Source organism: Hydrogenophaga sp. PBL-H3, assembly GCF_010104355.1.
Taxonomy (GTDB): domain Bacteria; phylum Pseudomonadota; class Gammaproteobacteria; order Burkholderiales; family Burkholderiaceae_C; genus Hydrogenophaga.
The window spans coordinates 1,010,505-1,025,384 of sequence record NZ_CP044972.1; the positions used below are offsets into that span (position 1 = coordinate 1,010,505).

At 68.8% G+C, this 14,880-nt stretch carries 13 protein-coding genes; 6 read left to right on the plus strand and 7 right to left on the minus strand.

Translation table 11 applies throughout. The annotated features are described in order from the left end of the window. Position 1: 1 nt before the first annotated feature. Positions 2 to 1,216 carry a selenoneine synthase SenA gene (senA, locus tag F9Z44_RS04885; protein WP_159604098.1) on the minus strand — a complete coding sequence of 405 codons (1,215 nt, stop codon included), beginning with the start codon at positions 1,214 to 1,216 and terminating at the stop codon, positions 2 to 4. Between senA and senB the strand changes: the two genes are divergently transcribed. From senB to F9Z44_RS04910, 5 genes are all read left to right on the plus strand, one after another. Continuing rightward, on the plus strand, positions 1,215 to 2,180 hold the full coding sequence (senB, locus tag F9Z44_RS04890) for a selenoneine biosynthesis selenosugar synthase SenB (protein WP_159604099.1): 966 nt from the start codon (positions 1,215 to 1,217) through the stop codon (positions 2,178 to 2,180). The genes senA and senB overlap by 2 nt on opposite strands. Positions 2,181 to 2,218: 38 nt before the next feature. Continuing rightward, positions 2,219 to 3,292, plus strand: a complete 1,074-nt coding sequence (gene selD, locus F9Z44_RS04895; RefSeq protein WP_159604101.1) for a selenide, water dikinase SelD — start codon at positions 2,219 to 2,221, stop codon at positions 3,290 to 3,292. 3 nt (positions 3,293 to 3,295) lie between these two features. After that, positions 3,296 to 3,679 (plus strand): RidA family protein, encoded by a 384-nt coding sequence (locus F9Z44_RS04900; RefSeq protein ID WP_159604103.1) that lies wholly within the window; start codon positions 3,296 to 3,298, stop codon positions 3,677 to 3,679. 65 nt (positions 3,680 to 3,744) lie between these two features. After that, positions 3,745 to 4,440, plus strand: a complete 696-nt coding sequence (locus tag F9Z44_RS04905; protein WP_159604104.1) for a haloacid dehalogenase type II — start codon at positions 3,745 to 3,747, stop codon at positions 4,438 to 4,440. A gap of 67 nt (positions 4,441 to 4,507) precedes the next feature. Then, positions 4,508 to 4,918, plus strand: coding sequence for a low affinity iron permease family protein (locus tag F9Z44_RS04910; RefSeq protein ID WP_159604105.1), 411 nt, complete (start codon positions 4,508 to 4,510; stop codon positions 4,916 to 4,918). Here F9Z44_RS04910 and F9Z44_RS04915 read toward each other — a convergent pair. Genes F9Z44_RS04915 through F9Z44_RS04925 form a run of 3 tightly spaced genes read right to left on the minus strand, consistent with a single transcriptional unit; the run spans position 4,891 to position 9,052 of the window. Beyond that, a complete protein-coding gene (locus F9Z44_RS04915) occupies positions 4,891 to 6,081 on the minus strand; it encodes an FAD-dependent oxidoreductase (protein WP_159604106.1) in 1,191 nt (396 codons plus the stop codon). The two genes, F9Z44_RS04910 and F9Z44_RS04915, sit on opposite strands and share 28 nt — an antisense overlap. A 23-nt stretch (positions 6,082 to 6,104) precedes the next feature. Continuing rightward, entirely contained in the window at positions 6,105 to 6,860 is a 756-nt protein-coding gene (locus F9Z44_RS04920; protein ID WP_236574257.1) for a DUF3047 domain-containing protein, read from the minus strand. After that, entirely contained in the window at positions 6,857 to 9,052 is a 2,196-nt protein-coding gene (locus F9Z44_RS04925; RefSeq protein ID WP_159604108.1) for an FAD-dependent oxidoreductase, read from the minus strand. Before F9Z44_RS04925 ends, F9Z44_RS04920 begins: the two co-directional genes overlap by 4 nt. 227 nt (positions 9,053 to 9,279) lie before the next feature. On the opposite strand from F9Z44_RS04925, the gene F9Z44_RS04930 reads away from it, so the two are divergent. After that, the gene (locus F9Z44_RS04930) at positions 9,280 to 11,985 is read left to right on the plus strand and encodes a cation-translocating P-type ATPase (protein ID WP_201450007.1); all 2,706 of its coding nucleotides are present in this window, start codon (positions 9,280 to 9,282) and stop codon (positions 11,983 to 11,985) included. 9 nt (positions 11,986 to 11,994) lie between these two features. Here the strand turns inward: F9Z44_RS04930 and F9Z44_RS04935 are convergent, their stop codons facing one another. From F9Z44_RS04935 to F9Z44_RS04945, 3 genes are read right to left on the minus strand one after another with little or no spacing between them, the layout of a single operon-like run. Then, complete coding sequence (locus F9Z44_RS04935; protein ID WP_159604110.1) at positions 11,995 to 12,600, minus strand: CDP-alcohol phosphatidyltransferase family protein; 606 nt, start codon at positions 12,598 to 12,600, stop codon at positions 11,995 to 11,997. After that, on the minus strand, positions 12,590 to 13,240 hold the full coding sequence (locus F9Z44_RS04940) for an ATP-binding cassette domain-containing protein (RefSeq protein ID WP_159604111.1): 651 nt from the start codon (positions 13,238 to 13,240) through the stop codon (positions 12,590 to 12,592). Before F9Z44_RS04940 ends, F9Z44_RS04935 begins: the two co-directional genes overlap by 11 nt. Continuing rightward, positions 13,237 to 14,880: an ABC transporter permease gene (locus F9Z44_RS04945; RefSeq protein ID WP_236574258.1), complete on the minus strand. Its 1,644-nt coding sequence runs from the start codon at positions 14,878 to 14,880 to the stop codon at positions 13,237 to 13,239. Before F9Z44_RS04945 ends, F9Z44_RS04940 begins: the two co-directional genes overlap by 4 nt.

The following is a 14,880-nucleotide window of genomic DNA, read 5'->3' on the forward strand; positions in this document are numbered from 1 at the left end:
CTCAGGCGCGCACGCTGCGAAAGCCGGCAAAGATGTCGTTGCGTTCTGCGGCAAAGTAGTTGCGGTAGCGGGGGTGGCGCATGCGCGGGTGGGTGGCGGCGCTGGCGCCCTTGAGCACCGGGCGGCCATCGAACCAGGGCTGCGAGTAGTCCACATAAGGATGGGGCTTGAAGCCGGGAAAGGGCGCGAAGGGGCTGGCGGTCCACTCCCACACCTCGCCCCAGGCAAAGCCCGGTGCGTTGTGCGCCGCCACTTCCCACTCGGCTTCGGTCGGCAGGCGCCGCCCGGCCCAGCGGCACCAGGCCTGCGCCTCGTTCGCGCTGAGGTGGCAGGCCACGGCCTGCAGGTCCAGCGCCTGCCAGGTGCCGAAGCGCTGTGCTTCCCAGCCGCTGGGTGTGCGCCGCAAGTAACGCGGCACATCGGCCAGGCCGGCGTCCACCATCGGCAGGTAACGCGCCCAGGTGACGGCACGGGCATCGATCTCGGCGGTGGCCACCTCCACCGGATGCGCGTCGAGTTCGTTGTCAAAGGCAAAGCCGGGGCCGGTCCAGCCCAGTGTCCAGCGGGTGGCCGGCACGCGGACCGTGGCCATGCGGGTGGGCACCTGGACGTGCTCCGTCCGAACGGGCGGCAAGGGCTGGCCCGCAGCGATGCCCAGCGCCTGCGCCATGTACACGCCGGCTTCGGCGTGCATGTCTTCGTGGAAGAGGGCGAGCCGGAAGAAGTACAGCCCGTTGTCGTCGTCGGTGGCGTCCTGCAGGCGCTCCAGCGTGTCGTCCAGACCCGCCGCCAGGCTGGCACGTGTGCTGTCGGCATCCGGCAAGTCGAGTTGCCAGCGCCGGTCGTGCGACACCGCACTGGAGTCGTAGAGCGCATCCGCGTCGATGCCGTGGGCGGCCTGGCGCGCCTGGTGCCGCATGGCGTGGGGGTTGGCCTGCGCGCCGCGGTTCAGCTGGGGGTTGCGGGCGATCCACCAGTCGGCAAACCAGCCGATGTGGCCGAGCTCCCACAGCGGCAGGTTGAGCTCGGGTTGGCAGGGCACGCGCAGACCGGCGCCGAGTGCCGCTTCGAAGGCTGCGAACTGGTGCAGCGTGCGATCGCGCGCGTCCACCAGCGCGGCGGCCAGTGGTTCCCTTCCCGCATGGCGGGCCATGTCGGCGACACGCTGCCCGCCCGACGGGGCCTCGCTCACAATCGACGACTCGCTCAAGCCCATGAACAAACCCTCACTCTGTATCGTCACGCCGGCCCTGGCCGATGCCAACAACGGCAACTGGCAAACCGCTCGCCGCTGGGCGCGTTTGCTCGCGGGTCATTATCGGGTGACGGTGGTGAAGGCATGGACGGGCACCGATGCCGATGTGTTGCTCGCCCTGCACGCGCGCCGCTCGGCCGCGTCGGTGGCGGCCTGGGCCGAGACCCATCCCGGCCGCCCGTTGGTGCTGGCACTGACCGGCACCGACCTCTACCGCGACATCGCCACCGACGCGAGCGCCCAGCGTTCGCTGGCGCTGGCGCACCGGCTCATCGTGCTGCAGGAGCAGGGTCCTCTGGCACTGCCCGAGGCCCTGCGCGGCAAGTGCCGGGTGGTCTTCCAGTCGGGCACGCGGCGTCAGACGCTGCCCAAGACCACGGCCCACCTGCGGGCGGTGATGGTGGGCCACCTGCGCGATGAAAAATGGCCCCAGACCTTGTTTGAAGCCGCGCGCCTGCTGGCACCCGACGAAGGCATCCACATCGACCACATCGGTGCCGCGATCGACCCCGCGCTGGGCGCGGCAGCGCAGGCCACCGCGCAGGCCTGCCCGCACTACCGCTGGCTTGGCGGCCTGCCGCATGGCGCGACCCGCGCTCGCATGCAGCGCGCGCACCTGCTGGTGCACACCAGCCGCATGGAGGGCGGGGCCCACGTGCTGATGGAGGCACTGCTGTGTGGCACGCCGGTGCTGGCATCGCACATTCCGGGCAACGTGGGCATGCTGGGCACCGGCTATGGCGGCTATTTCCCGCCGGGCGATGCGCCCGCGCTGGTGCAGTCCTTGCGCGCCTGCCGCGCGGGCCTGGGCGCACCCGCTGGCAGGCTCGCCACCCTGCAAGCACAATGTGAGGCCCGAGCGCCGTTGTTCGATCCGCGCACCGAACAGGCCACCTTGCTGGCCCTGCTTGACGAGCTGCGCTGAACCGGCGCGACCGATTTCTTTTCTCCTGGAGACCCCCCATGAACGCACCCACACCCACCGCTGCCACCCAGCCCCGCCTCACCAGTCTCTCGCACGGTGGCGGCTGCGGCTGCAAGATCGCGCCCGGCGTGCTCAGCGAAATCTTGAAGGGCACGGCCGCCATGCCGATCCCCAAGGAACTGCTGGTCGGCATCGAGACGGCGGACGACGCGGCGGTGTACCAGCTCAATGACGAGCAGGCGCTGATCGCCACCACCGATTTCTTCATGCCCATCGTGGACGATCCGTACGACTTTGGCCGCATCGCCGCCACCAACGCCATCAGCGACGTGTACGCCATGGGCGGCACACCCATCATGGCGCTGGCCCTGGTCGGCATGCCCATCAACGTGCTGTCGACCGAGACCATCGGCAAGATCCTCCAGGGTGGGCAGGACGTGTGCCGTGCCGCCGGCATTCCGATCGCGGGTGGTCACACCATCGACTCGGTCGAACCCATCTACGGCCTCGTGGCCCTGGGCCTGGTGCACCCCAAACGCGTGAAGCGCAACGCCGACGCGAAGGTGGGCGACCGCCTGATCCTGGGCAAGCCGATCGGCGTGGGCGTGCTCTCGGCCGCACTGAAGAAGGACGCGCTGAGCACCGAGGGCTACGCGCAGATGATCGCCAACACCACCAAGCTCAACACGCCCGGCCCCGACCTTGCGGCACTGGACGGCGTGCACGCGCTCACCGACATCACCGGCTTTGGCCTTGCCGGCCATGTGATGGAAATGGCGCGCGGCGCCAACACCACGGTGCGCATCGACATGGCGAGCGTGCCGCTGATCGCGGGCGTGCGCGAACTGGCGGCCGCCGGCATGGTCACCGGGGCTTCGGGTCGCAACTGGGCCGCCTACGGCCACGAAGTGCGCCTGGGTGCTGGCCTGCAGCCGGTGGACCAGGCCTTGCTGTCCGACCCGCAGACCAGCGGCGGTCTGCTGGTGGCCTGCGCGCCCGAGGCGGTGGACGCGGTGCTGGCGATCTTTGAGCAGCATGGCTTTGCTGCCGCGGCCGACATCGGCGAGATCGTGGCGCCCGCAGCCGACGGCGTGCGGCTGGAAGTGCGCTGAGCCATGGAGCGACGGCACATCAGCTCCGGTTCGCCGTTTGAGGCGCAGATTGGTTACTCCCGCGCCGTGGTCGCGGGTGACTGGGTGTTCGTCTCGGGCACCACCGGCTTTGACTACACCGCCATGACCATTTCGGACAACGTGGTGGAGCAGGCCGAGCAGTGCATGCAGAACATTGCCGCCGCGCTCCGGCAGGCCGGTGCCAGCCTGGACGACGTGGTGCGCGTGAACTACGTGCTGCCCGACGGCGCCGACTTCGAAGCCTGCTGGCCGGTGCTGCGCAAACACCTGGGCACCGCCCGCCCCGCGGCCATGATGATCACGGCGGGTTTGCTCGATCCCCGCATGAAGATCGAGATCGAGGTCACGGCGCTCAAACAGCGCTGAATCCCATTTTTTGCAAATTCATGAAATTTTCGTGAATCTGCAAAAAACCATGTCACCCACCGCCCATGACCTCCACCCCCATCCTCGCTTTCGACATCTTTGGCACCGTGGTCGACTGGCACGGCAGCATCACACGCGAGGTGGCGGCGCTCTACCCGCAGGTGGACGCCGATGCCTTTGCACTCGCCTGGCGCTCGGGTTACCAGCCGGCCATGCAGCGGGTGCGCTCTGGCGAACTGGGCTGGACACTGATCGATGACCTGCACCGGCTCATCCTCGACGAGCTCTTACCGCGGTTCGGATTGAGTTCGCTGACCGAGGCCCAGAAGCAGCACCTCAACAAGGTCTGGCACCGGCTGGACCCCTGGCCCGACACGGTGGCCGGGCTCACGCGCCTGAAGACACGCCACACGATCTGCAGCCTGTCCAACGGCAACATCGGCCTGCTCACCAACATGGCCAAACGCGCCGGCCTGCCGTGGGACTGCGTGCTCTCGGCCGAGGTGTTCCGTGCCTACAAACCCGATCCGGCCACCTACCTCGGTGTGGCGCGCGTGTTTGACGTGCCGCCGTCTGATGTGATGCTGGTGGCCGCCCACCAGGACGATCTGGCTGCCGCGCGGGCCTGCGGCTTGCGCACGGCCTACATCGAGCGGCCGCTGGAGTTCGGCGCGAACCACCCCAAGGACGTGTCGGCCGATGCGGCCAACACCTTTCACGCGAAGAGCCTGGTGCACCTGGCCGAGCAACTCGGCTGCTGAAGGCCGTGTGCCTTCGCCGTACCGGGGCGGGTAGCATGGTTCACACATGGTATTGAGGAGAACGCGCATGGGCAGACGAATCGGGTATTCACAGTTCGCCAACCAGATCGCAAGGCTGAGCGGTCGCCCCAAGACCTTTGTGCTGGCGGCGGCGGTCATCGTTGTCTGGCTGGTCACCGGGCCGCTGTTTGGCTACAGCGACACCTGGCAGCTGGTGATCAACACCGGTACCACCATCGTCACCTTTCTCATGGTGTTCCTCATACAGAACACCCAGAACCGCGACGCCGAGGCCTTGCAGATCAAGATCGACGAACTGATCCGCGCGACCAGGGGCGCACACAACGCGCTGCTGGACCTGGAGGAGCTGGAACAGGACAACCTGGACGAATTCCGGCGTCGTTACCAGCTGCTGGCTCGTGAGGCCCGCAGCGATCTGGAGCGCGGTGCTCAGGACACCGGTTCACCCGAGGCCTGAGCGGCTGGGCGCGGTCCGATCCGGTAGCGCTCGATGAAGCCGCGGTCGATGCGGTCTTTCCAGCGCCAGGCCCAGGCGCCCTCCACACTCCACGCGCCGTAACTCGCAATGGCATGGCCGGTGCCGCACGACAGCAGGTTGAGTGTGTTGGTTGGCGGCTGGTGGGATTTCAGGGGTTTGCGCTGGTGAACCGCCAGCAGGTTGTGCGCCAGCGGCGGGCCGGCGCGCACCGCATGGACACCACTGCTGGCGTGCGGCGTGTCGGCGCGGCAGGCCACGTCACCGGCGGCAAACACGTGGGGGTGGCTGGTGCTTTGCTGAAACGCGTTGACCAGCACATGCCCAGCGTCCGACAAGGCCAGACCGCTGCCTTGAAGCCAGGGTGGTGCGTGGGTGCCGATGGCCAGCAGCGGCACGTCGCAGGCCAGTCGCGCGCCGTTGCTGAGCAGCACCTCGCCGGCGCTGATGCCCACGCAGGCCTCGCGCAGCACCGTGATGCCGCGCCGCTTGAGCTGGCGCAACACCTTGTGCCGCACCGCGGGGCGGTAGCTGTCGGCCACCTCGGGTCCACCGGTGACGAGCGTGAATCGCGCACCGGGCATGCCCTGCTGGCGAATGCTTTGCTCTGCCGCCAGCACGAGTTCGATGCCCGCCGCACCCGCGCCCACCACCGCGAGCGACACCGGCTGGCGCTGGGCCAGCTGCAGCACCTGGGGCCAGAGCTGGGCAAAGGCTTCGATGGGACGCACGGCGAGTGCGTGGGTGGCCGCTCCCGGCATGTCGACTTCCAGGCGGGCACGGTCGATCACCGCGCCCGTGTCGATCGAGAGGGTGTCGAAACCCAGCGTGGCGGGCACGCCCTGCGCGCCCCCGGCCGCCGTCACGCTCACCGCGTTGCCCACCGGATCGATGCCGTTGCAGCGTCCCTGCACCCAGCGCGCCCCGGCCGCGCGCACCAGCGGCTCCAGCGCGATGCGGCAGTCGGCCTCGGCGTAATGGCCAGCCACGAAGCCGGGGATCATGCCGCTGTAGGTCAGCTGCGCGAATGGGCTGAGCACCGTCACGTCCAGATCGGCGGGGCGGTGCTGCGCCAAGCTGGCCAGCACATGCAGGTGGGCATGGCCTGCACCGAGGAGGAGGAGTTTTTTGATGCCGTGGTGCATGGGTTCCGATGGTACGTGGCGTGTCAAGGACCGCGCTCGGTCCAGTGCAGGTCGGCCACCCAGCCGCTGCTGGTGCTTGTGGTGTTGTCGCTGTCCGCGCCCAGCAGCACGCGGGTGACGCGGGGCAGGGCAGCACCCTCTGGCAACTCGTCAGCGAAGAGTGTGGCGAAGTCCGCAGCCACGTCGCGGGACTCTTGCGCCCAGCGTGCCAGCGGCGCACCCCGGCCTTGCAGGCTGATGAAGCGCACCCGCTTGGTGTAGGGGTTGGGGCCCTGCGTGAGGGCGGGGTGGGTGCTGTCCCACACGTAGCACACGGTGGCCGCCGGCAGGGCTTCGCCGCTCACACGGCGCGCGATACGCAGAATGGTGCGTTCCACAAAGGGCACACGGTCCAGCGCGTGTTCGAACATCACGCAGACCTTGAGCGCCGCGTCATCGCCGGCCTTGGTGAGGATGTCGGGCTGCGCCGTTCCACCCGACAGCGGTGTGTCCAGGCGCCAGCGCCACCGCAGCCAGACCGGTGCGGGCCCGCTGCCCTCGTGCACCAGCGTGCCATAGCTCGACGCCGTGACCACCTGCACCGCAGCCACGCCGTCCACACGGCCCGCTTCAAAGCGGGTGGGTGAGATGTCGGCCTTGGCCTTGGGGAACCCAACGAAGCGCCAGGCGGGGTTCAGCGTGCCATCGGCCTGCACCAGGGTGGGCAGCGAAGTCTGCGCCAAGGCGGCGACGCTGGTGGCCAGCAGCAGCGAGGCGAGCGTTTGAACCGGCGCTTTCAACCGCGCCGCCAGTCGTGGAACCTGCCCACCCAGACCAGCAGCTTCTGCGGTGCGTGCGCGCGCTTCCATTCGCCCGCGGCGTACTTGTTGGCTTCCGAGAGCGTGGGGTAGGTGTGGATGGTGCCCAGGATCTTGTTGAGGCCCAGGCCGTGTTTCATGGCCAGCACGTACTCGGCCAGCAAGTCCCCTGCGTGCGTGCCGACGATGGTCACGCCCAGGATGGTGTCCTTGCCCGGCACGGTGAGCACCTTCACGAAGCCGTGGGCTTCGCTGTCGGCGATCGCGCGGTCGAGGTCGTCGATGCCGTACTTGGTCACTTCCACGGCAATACCTTTTTCGTTCGCCTCCTGCTCGTTCAGACCCACGCGCGCCACCTCGGGGTCGATGAAGGTGGCCCAGGGGATCACGCGGTAGTCGGCCTTGAACTTCTTGAAGTCGCCGAAGAGTGCGTTGACCGCTGCGTACCAGGCCTGGTGCGCTGCCACGTGGGTGAACTGGTAGGGCCCGGCCACGTCGCCGGCGGCGTAAATGTTGGGGTAGAGCGTCTGCAGGTACTCGTTGGTCTCCACCGTCTTGTTCATTGGAATGCCCAGTTCTTCCAGGCCGTAGCCGGTGAGGCGCGCGCTGCGACCCACCGCGCAGAGCAGTTCGTCGAATTCGATGCGCTGCTCGACGCCGGCGTGTTCGACCACGAGAACGCCGCCCTTGCGCGCGGGGCCTTCGACAGGCTCAGGCCGAACGGCTCCTTTTTCCACGCGCAAGGCCTTGTGGCCGGTGCGCACGTCCACGCCGTCTTTCATGAGCGCCTGGCGCGCCAGCTCGCTCACCTCTTCGTCTTCGCGCGCCATCACGCGCGGCCCCATTTCCACCTGAGTCACCTGTGAGCCCAGGCGTGCAAAGCTCTGCGCGAGTTCGCAGCCGATCGGCCCGCCGCCCAGCACCACCAGCCGTTTCGGTACCTCGTCGAGTTCGCCGAACCGGTCCCACATCGTGTCGCTGGTCACATAGCCGCTGTCTTCCAGCCCGGGCAAGGGCGGCACGAAGGGGCGCGCGCCCGCGGCGATCACGACGCTGCGTGTGGTGAGGGTCTGCGTGCTGCCGTCGTTGAGCGCGATCTCCACCGTCCACGGATTCACCAGCTTCGCGTGGCCCTGCAACACCTCCACGCCCAGGCTGGTATAGCGCTCCACGCTGTCGTGCGGCTCGATGGCGCGCACGATGTCCTGCACCCGCTGCATCACCGCTTTGAAGCTGAAGGTGGGCGAGGTGTTGTCCAGTCCGTAGGTCTGGCCATGGCGCATCTGGTGGGCCAGTTTTGCGCTTTTGATGAGCGCCTTGCTCGGCACGCAGCCGTAGTTCAGGCAGTCGCCGCCCATCTTGTGCGATTCGACCAGCGTGACCTTGGCCTTCACCACCGCCGCGATGTAGGCCGACACAAGGCCGCCCGCGCCGGCACCGATCACGATCAGGTTGCGGTCGAAGCGCCTGGGCTTAACGCTGGCCCAGCGCGCGTACACCTTGCGCCCCTGAAGCAGGCCCACGACCCACTTGGCGATCAGCGGGAACAGGCCCAGCAGCACGAACGAGCCCAGCAGCGCCGGGCTCAGGATGCCCTGGAGCGAATCGATCCGCGCCAGCTGCGTGCCTGCGTTCACATACACCAGCGTGCCGGCCAGCATGCCGATCTGGCTCACCGCGTAGAAGGTCAGCGCCTTCATCTGAGTCAGGCCCATCACGAGGTTGATCACGAAGAACGGCACCACCGGGATCAGCCGCAAGGTGAAGAGGTAGAACGCACCGTCCTTCTCGATGCCCCGGTTGATCTCGGCCAGGCGGTTGCCGAACCTGACCTCGATGCTGTCGCGCAGCACGAAGCGCGAGACCAGAAACGCCAGCGTGGCGCCCAGGCTGGAGGCGAACGACACCAGCAGCGTGCCCCACCAAAGGCCGAAGATGGCGCCGCCGGCCAGCGTGATGATGGTCGCGCCCGGGAACGAGAGCGCGGTGGCCGCCACGTAGAGGGCGAAGTACGCCAGCGAGACCTTGAGCGGCTCGGCGGCAAAGAGCGCCTCGAAGTTCGCCTGGCTCTGCTTGAGGTAGTCCAGGCTGAGGAAACGTCCCAGATCAAAAAAGAAGAAGGCCGCCACGCCCAGCAGAACCACGGCCAGCAGAAGGATTTTTCGAAAGGTCACGGCATGTCCAGTGTGGGTGGGCAACTTGTCGGTCGCCGGGGCCAAGGCATTCTTACACCAACCCACGCTCCCATGCCGTCGCCTGCGGGGTATCCCGGTCTGCCGTGAAACACCGAGACACGGTTGAGCCCGCAAACGGGCTGCTCGGGCATGTCCTGTTGCACTTTTTGACGTGAGTCATCGCCACGCCACGCCGACCCGGTTAAGGTGGTTCGATGCCCGATCCCATGCCAAACCTCGAACCCGGTGCTGTCGTGGCGATGCCTTGGCACGCACTCGCAAGCGCGGACGCGCTCGCGAACCTGCACAGCACCGAAACCGGCCTCACGACCGCCCAGGCCGCCGAGCGCCTGGCGCAGCACGGTCCCAACCGCATCGAGCAAGGCGCACCCACCCGTCTGTGGGTGCGCTGGCTGCGCCAGTTCAACAACCTGTTGATCCACGTGCTGCTCGTGGCCGCGCTGGTCACACTCTGGCTGCGCGACCACCTCGACGCCGCGGTGATCCTCGGGGTGGTGCTGATCAACGCCGCCATCGGTTTCGTTCAGGAAGGCAAAGCCGAGCGGGCGCTGGATGCCGTGCGAGCCATGCTGGCCAGTCGCGCCACGGTGTTGCGCGGCGGCGACCGCCACGAGATCGACGCCTCCGACCTGGTGCCGGGCGACGTGGTGCTGCTGGAATCGGGTGCGCGCGTGCCGGCCGACCTGCGGCTGCTGCGCACCCGCAACCTGCGCATCGACGAGTCCGCGCTCACCGGTGAGTCGGTGCCTGCCGACAAAGACGCCGCGCCGGTGGATGTGGCCGCGCAGGTGGGTGACCGCCTGTGCATGGCCTTTGCCGGCACCACGGTGGCCGTGGGGCAGGCCAGCGGCGTGGTGGTGGCCACGGCCAGCCAGACCGAGATCGGCCGGATCGGCGCGTTGGTCTCGGATGTGGGCATCCTGGCCACGCCACTCACGCGCCGGCTCGACCAGTTCGCGCGCCAGATCACGCTGGTGATCGGGGTGGTGAGCGTCTTCACCTTCGCCTACGGCATCTTCATCGGCGGGCTGCCGCCGCTGGCGCTCTTTCTCGCGGTGGTGGGCCTGGCCGTGGCGGCCATTCCCGAGGGCCTGCCCGCCATCGTCACCATCACCCTGGCCATCGGCACGGCGGCCATGGCGCGCCAGCGCGCGGTGGTGCGGCGCTTGCCGGCGGTGGAAACGCTGGGTTCGGTCAGCGTGATCTGCACCGACAAGACCGGCACCCTGACCCGCAACGAGATGACGGCGGTGAGCGCGGTGCTGGCCGACGGCACGCTGGCGGTCACCGGCGCGGGCTACGCGCCCGAAGGCGGGTTTCACCGCGCAGGCGTGGCGCAGGACCCGGCGAACCACGCCGGTCTGCAACGCCTGGCCCGCTGCGCGCTGCTGTGCAACGACGCCCAGCTGCACCACACCACCCGCGCGGGCTGGACGCTGGCGGGTGACCCCACCGAAGGCGCGTTGCTGTCCATGGCGCTCAAGGCCGGCCTGGACCCGGCGCAAGAGGCTGCTGCCACACCGCGCCTGGACGAGATCCCGTTCGAGTCCGAACACCGCTTCATGGCCACGCTGCACCACGACCACGCGGGCCATGTGTTTGCGTTGCTCAAGGGCGCACCCGAGCGGGTGCTGGCGCTGTGCACGCACGACAACGGGGGCGCACCCATGGATGCTGCGGTCTGGCACGCACGCATGGATGAGGCCGCCTCGCAGGGCCAGCGGGTGTTGGCCCTGGCCGAGTGCGAACTGCCGGCGGGCACGCTGGCGCTCACCATGGACGACATCACGCCACGCTTCACGTTGCTGGGTCTGGTGGGTCTGATGGACCCACCGCGCGATGAGGCCGTGGCGGCGGTGGCCGAGTGCCAGCGCGCCGGCATCCGCGTGGTGATGATCACCGGCGACCACGCCGTGACGGCCGCGGCCATCGGCCGCGAGATCGGTCTGCGCGATGGCCAGCCACTGACCGGCGCCGAGATCGACCAGCTCGACGACGCAGCGTTGAACGCAAGGCTGGCGCAGACCGACGTGGTGGCGCGCGCGAGCCCCGAGCACAAGCTGCGCCTGGTGGCCACGCTGCAGGCCGGGGGCAGGCTGGTCGCCATGACCGGCGACGGCGTGAACGACGCACCAGCGCTCAAGGCCGCCGACATCGGTGTGGCCATGGGCCAGCGTGGTACCGACGCGGCGCGCGAGGCAGCCGACCTGGTGCTCACCGACGACAACTTCGCCACCATCGCCGCCGCCGTGCGCGAGGGTCGCACCGTGTTCGACAACATCAAGAAATCGCTGCTCTTCGTGCTGCCCACCAACGGCGGCGAGGCCGGGCTGATCCTGCTGGCGGTGTTTGCCGGCCTGGCCATGCCGGTGACGGCCGCGCAGATTTTGTGGATCAACATGGTCACCAGCATCACGCTGGACATGTCGCTGGCCTTCGAGCCGGCCGAGCGTGGTGCGATGCAGCGCCCGCCGCGACCCGCGAACGAGCCGCTCATCACGCGCTGGCTGCTGGGCCGCGTGGTGTTCGTGAGCCTGCTGCTCATGGGCGCGTGTTTCTTTGTCTTCAACTGGCAGCTGGAGCGCTCCGGCAGCCTGGAGATGGCGCGCACCACCGTCATCAACACGATGGTGGTGGGTGAAATCCTCTACCTTTTCAATGTGCGGCATTTCACCGCCAGCGGCTTTACTCGCGAGACCCTGCTGGGCAACCCGGTGGCGGTGTGGACCGGCGTGATCACGCTCGTGCTCCAGCTGCTGCTGACCTACGCGCCACCGATGCAGCAGCTGTTCGGCACGGCCGCGCTGGACGCCACAAGCTGGGTTGTCATCGCCGCGCTGGCCGTGGGCCTGTTCGTGGCGGTGGAGATTGAAAAGGCGTGGCTGCGGCGCCGCGACGTGCACTGCATCTGAGGCGGCGGGTCATTTGAAGCGTTGCCAGCCCCAGCCGATGCGCAGCACGGTGGTGATGGCGCACAGTGCCGCAAAGCCATAGGCGATCGGCGCAAACCACTGCGGCCACAGGCACATGGCCACGAAGGCGGCGATGGTCTCGGTGGCTTCGGTGAGACCGCCCAGGAAGTAGAAGCTTTTGTCGGGCAGCGCGGTTGATGTCAGGCCGCGCTGGGCGGCCACGATGGCAAACGCCAGGAAGCTGCTGCCGGTGCCGATGAAGCTGGCCAGCAGCACGGCGGCGGGCAGGGCGTTGTGCACCGGGTCGCCCACGGCAAACGCCAGCGGAATCGAGGCGTAGAACAGGAAGTCGAGTGTGATGTCCAGGAAGCCGCCGCGGTCGGTGGGCGTGGTGGCGCGCGCCACCGCGCCGTCGAGTCCGTCCATGAGCCGCGAGAGCAGCAGCAGCACCAGACCCGCCGCGAAGTGCTGGAAGACGATGGACAGGGCCGCGGCCATGCCGAGCGCAAAGCCGATGAAGCTGAGCGCATCGGCGCCCACGCCCGCGCGCACCAGGGTACGGGCCAGGCGGTTGAGCACCGGCTTGAGTGCCTGCTGGATCACCCTATCCAGCATGGTCGAGCTCCACAACGAGGGACGGGTCGGCCACGTCCGCCGCGTCGTGCGTCACCAGCACGGCCGGCACGCCACTGCCACGCAGGTGGTCGAACACGAAGGCGCGGAACTGGTCGCGAAGCGTGGCGTCGAGCCTGGAGAACGGCTCGTCGAGCAGCAGCGCCTGAGGGCGCGCGAGCAGGGCGCGCATGAGGGCCACGCGCGCGCGCTGTCCACCCGAGAGCGTGGCTGGGTCGCGTGCGCCCAGGCCACTCAGGCTGGCCTCGTGCAGCGCACGTTCCACCTCGGCCAGGCGCTCGCGTCTGGGGCCGGCGGGCACGGCGAACAGCAGGTTTTCGGCCACCGTCATGTGGGCGAACAGCAGGTCGTCTTGAAACAGCAGGCCGATGCCGCGCTGTGCGGTGGGCAAGCGCGTGAGGTCGCGCCCGCCCAGCTGCACTGTGCCTTCGAAGCGCAGGGCTTCGCTGCCCTCGGCCACGCTGTGCAGCGTGCCGGCGATGGCGGCGAGCACCGAGCTTTTGCCGCTGCCACTGGGCCCCATGAGCGTGAGGATGCGGCCCGGCGCCACCTCGATGTGCAGGTCTTGCAGCAGCGTGTGGTCCCGGGTGGCGAGGCGGCGGATGTGAACGGAGAGGGTCATGCAGCGGCGTTGGTGAATCGGCGGGGACGGCCCAGCCAGGCGGCCAGCGCAAAGGCCAGCATCGGCAAGGCGAGCTGCAGGCCGGCGTAGGCGCTGGTGAGCGAACGCTGCCCGCCCGAGGCCAGTGTGACGGCTTCGGTGGTGACGCTGGCAAAACGCCCCGCGCCCATGTACAGCGTGGGCAGGTACTGCGCCACGCTGACCGCAAATCCCACGGCTGCGGCCGAGGCCAGCGAGCGCTTGAGCAGTGGCCATTTCACGCGCAGCAGGAAGGCCCGTTCCGAGCGGCCCAGACTCGCGGTGAGCTGCGCGTAGCGCGGATCGAACCCGAGGTAGGCCGGGCTGAGCGAGAGCAGCACATAAGGCAGCGCCATGAGCGTGTGGGCGATCAACAGGCCGCTGGCCTGGCCTTCCAGCCGCCATTGCAGGCCCACGCCGTACAGCCCCACCACCCACAACACGGCGGGCAGCACCAGCGGCAAGTAAAGCAGCGGGCGCAGCGTTTCGTCCCAACGGCGCGGTGCCAGTTCCAGCCAGGCCACGCTCCACATCAGTGCGACGACGCTGCTGCCGGTGGCCAGCCACAGCGTGGTGAACACGGTGCCGCTGCTCTGCGCGACCTGCTGCCAGGCGGTGGTGGTGAAACTTTGGGGCCACACCGCTGGAAAGGCCCACACGCCGCTGACGCTGCCCACGGCGAGTGCCAGCAGCACGGTGGCGTACACACCCGCCAGCAGCCACAGGCCGATGTCACGGCCCGGTGCTTGCTCGCTGGAGCCACGCACGCCGTGGCCATGCGCCAGCGCCTTGCGTTGCAGCCGCTGCAGGCCCAGCCACAGCGCGCTGCAGGCCAACACCATCAGCGCGAGCAACACGCCGGCGGCCGCACCTTGTGTGTGGTTGGCGGGGTCGGCGTCCTGCAGCCACTGCCAGGCCAGCACGGCCAGCGTGGGCGGGGTGGCCGGGCCGATGACGAGCGCCATGTCGACCCCGGTGAGTCCGTAGGCCAGCACCGCGAGCAAGGGCCAGCGCAAGCGGGTGGCGAGCTGCGGCCACAGCACCAGCCAGAAGGCGCGGCGTGGCGCATAGCCCAGGGTTTGCGCCAGTGCGTGCTCGGTGCGCCAGCGCTGGCGCACGTCGTCGCGCTGGAGTTGCGTGGCGGCGGTCCAGAGCAAAAACGGAATCTCCTTGACCACCAAAGCAGCGATCAGACCCAGGCCCCAGGGATCTTGCGTGGTGAGCCAGGGCGGCGGGCTGTCAAAGCCGGTGAGCCAGGGCGAGAGCGCGCGCAGCAGCCAGCCGCTGGGTGCCAGCAGAAAGAGCAGGCCGATGGCCAGCGCGGCGTGGGGCGTGGCCAGCATCAGCGGCAGTCCGCGCAGCAGGCGCGCCAGGCGAAAGCGCACGAAGCCACGCGCCAGCAGCGCGGCCGCGCCCCACCACGCCAGCAAGGTGGAGGCCAGGCCGGTCCACAACGTGAGCAGCAGGGCGGGAATCAGCGTCGGGTCTTGCGCCAGGCTGCGCCAGGCGGCCGGGTGGCTGCCGCTGCGCAACGCTTCCAGTGCGGTCCACAGCAGCGGCACGGCCGCCAGCGCCAGCAGGGCGACGGCACCGAGGCGGCGGAGCGAGGCGTGGTGTGGCAA

Coding starts and splice junctions, on each gene's coding strand:
- senB (WP_159604099.1), top strand. CDS start 1,215: ATGAACAAACCCTCACTCTGTATCGTCACGCCGGCCCTGGCCGATGCC.
- senA (WP_159604098.1), bottom strand. CDS start 1,216: ATGGGCTTGAGCGAGTCGTCGATTGTGAGCGAGGCCCCGTCGGGCGGG.
- selD (WP_159604101.1), top strand. CDS start 2,219: ATGAACGCACCCACACCCACCGCTGCCACCCAGCCCCGCCTCACCAGT.
- F9Z44_RS04900 (WP_159604103.1), top strand. CDS start 3,296: ATGGAGCGACGGCACATCAGCTCCGGTTCGCCGTTTGAGGCGCAGATT.
- F9Z44_RS04905 (WP_159604104.1), top strand. CDS start 3,745: ATGACCTCCACCCCCATCCTCGCTTTCGACATCTTTGGCACCGTGGTC.
- F9Z44_RS04910 (WP_159604105.1), top strand. CDS start 4,508: ATGGGCAGACGAATCGGGTATTCACAGTTCGCCAACCAGATCGCAAGG.
- F9Z44_RS04915 (WP_159604106.1), bottom strand. CDS start 6,081: ATGCACCACGGCATCAAAAAACTCCTCCTCCTCGGTGCAGGCCATGCC.
- F9Z44_RS04930 (WP_201450007.1), top strand. CDS start 9,280: ATGCCAAACCTCGAACCCGGTGCTGTCGTGGCGATGCCTTGGCACGCA.
- F9Z44_RS04935 (WP_159604110.1), bottom strand. CDS start 12,600: ATGCTGGATAGGGTGATCCAGCAGGCACTCAAGCCGGTGCTCAACCGC.
- F9Z44_RS04940 (WP_159604111.1), bottom strand. CDS start 13,240: ATGACCCTCTCCGTTCACATCCGCCGCCTCGCCACCCGGGACCACACG.